We start from the raw sequence: 2,140 nt of genomic DNA on the forward strand, positions 1-2,140 counted from the left end.
GTTATAATAGTATCCTTAATGATTTAAAATATAACTCATTGATGTTTTATGCTGTTTATGAAGAGAGAATAATTTCTATGTCTATGATACTGTATTCTAATGAACAAATTCATTATCATTTGTCCGCGTCGGATAGAGAGTATCAATACCTTGCGCCAACGAACCTATTATTATATGAAGTTGCATGTTGGGGCTGTGAGAATGGGTATAAAACCTTTCATCTGGGAGGAGGACTTGGAAGTAAAGAAGATAGTTTATATAAATTTAAAAAGGTTTTTAATAGAAATTCATCAAATGCTTTTTCTATAGGGAAAAAAATATTTGATGTAAATAAGTATGACAAATTGGTGTCAATTCGAAAGACGGAGTCAGATTTTGATGAGCATTCTACCTTTTTTCCTTTGTATCGAGTTCACCCATGAAAAATGAATTGAAAAATGTAATAATTAAAAATCTAAAAAATGGGGTTTGCATTACAATTACGGGAGATTATATGCGATGAAAGATGTTTTAATGATTGCCCACTTTATTCGAGGCACTATAGAAGGAAGATTTGAATATCTGGCAAATAAATTAGCTAATGAAGGATATGCTGTTGAACTTGTAACAACAGAATTTTCACATGAGTTAAAGAGGAAAAGGAAGAAAGAAGAGAAACAATTAAAAGAATTTCAATTCTATTTAAATATGCTTCCTGAGCCGGGGTATAAAAAGAATATTTCAGTTAATCGTTTTTATAGTCATTACGTAATGGGGCAAAGTTTAAAGAAATATCTAAAGAATAGGAAGAAACCTGATATTATTTATTGTGGTGTACCTTCTTTAGATGTAGCTAAAGTAGCAGCGGAATATGCAAGAATACACAATATCAAATTTATAATTGATGTTCAGGATTTATGGCCAGAAGCCTTTAAAATGGTATTTCAAGTACCTATAATAAGTGATCTTATATTTTATCCAATGAAAAGAAAAGCAGATTATATTTATTCTACAGCTGATGAAATTATTGCAGTATCTAAGACTTATGCTAATAGAGCAATAAAAGTAAATAATAAATGTAAAGTCGCACATGATGTATTTTTAGGAATTGAATTAACACATTTTGATAAATTAGCTGAATTAAATAAATTCTTGAAAAAGCCTAAAGGTGAAATATGGATTGCATATATAGGTACTTTAGGTCACAGTTACGATTTAACTTGTGTTATTGATGCCTTAAAAATACTTAAAGATAAAGGATATAAAAATATTAAATTTGTTGTTATGGGAGATGGACCACTCAAATCTAAATTTGAAGGTTATGCAATAGAGAAAGGTATATATTCAGAGTTTACAGGTAGATTAAATTATTCTAATATGGTTGGCCTTTTAACTGCATGTGATATTGCTGTTAATCCAATTAAAGCTGGATCGGCAGGAAGTATCATAAATAAAGTAGGAGATTACTCTGCTGCAGGGTTACCGGTTCTTAATACACAGGAAAGCAAAGAATATAGACAATTGATTGAAGAGTATAATATAGGATTAAATTGCAAGAACAATAATGCAGATGATTTTGCAGATAATCTATTAAAAATGTGTGAAGATGATAATTTAAGAATAATTATGGGACAGAATAGCCGAAGGTTGGCTGAAGAGAAATTTGATAGAAATAAAACTTATCAAGAAATACTCACAAAAATTTCGGGGGAACGAGGGGAACGAAAATGACTGTTAAAGTGTTAATCTCAACTATGAATGAGTCAGAACCCAGAAATCTTCTAAAAAAGATGAATATATCATCTGATGCGGTTATCATAAATCAATGTGGATACAAAAAAGCTGACAAATTCAGATTTCATAACAATAAAATAACATATATTTGTAATGATGAAACTGGTTTGAGTCGAAGTCGGAATAAAGCAATTCTAAACACTAATAAGGATGATAATATTTGCTTATTAGCAGATGATGATTTAATATATGTTGCTAACTATTGTGAAGTGGTTAAGATAGCATTTGATGAGAATCCGGATTATGATATAATCACATTTCAGGTTGAAGGAAAAAATAAATTTTTCAAATCATATAGGAAAATAAGTAAGCGTTTGGGGTATTTCTCATCCTTAAAGGTTTCTTCAGTAGAAATTGCATTTAATAT

The 2,140-nt window shown here is 29.7% G+C and carries 2 protein-coding genes and 1 pseudogene; all 3 read left to right on the top strand.

What is annotated here, in order from left to right; translation table 11 throughout:
* A partial coding sequence (locus ACFWE9_RS26730; protein WP_377359649.1) for a GNAT family N-acetyltransferase occupies window positions 1-422 on the top strand: 422 nt, incomplete at its 5' end.
* Between the two features lie 76 nt (window positions 423-498).
* On the top strand, window positions 499-1,710 hold the full coding sequence (locus ACFWE9_RS26735) for a glycosyltransferase family 4 protein (protein WP_377359651.1): 1,212 nt from the start codon (window positions 499-501) through the stop codon (window positions 1,708-1,710).
* Window positions 1,707-2,140 (top strand): annotated as a pseudogene (locus ACFWE9_RS26740) (glycosyltransferase family A protein); the annotation flags it as partial. The gene ACFWE9_RS26735 and the pseudogene ACFWE9_RS26740, both read left to right, overlap by 4 nt.

This window comes from Peribacillus sp. NPDC060253, assembly GCF_042727425.1.
Lineage (GTDB): Bacteria > Bacillota > Bacilli > Bacillales > DSM-1321 > Peribacillus.

Excerpts from the sequence above, each read along its gene's own strand:
- ACFWE9_RS26735 (WP_377359651.1), top strand. The coding sequence starts at position 499 with ATGAAAGATGTTTTAATGATTGCCCACTTTATTCGAGGCACTATAGAA.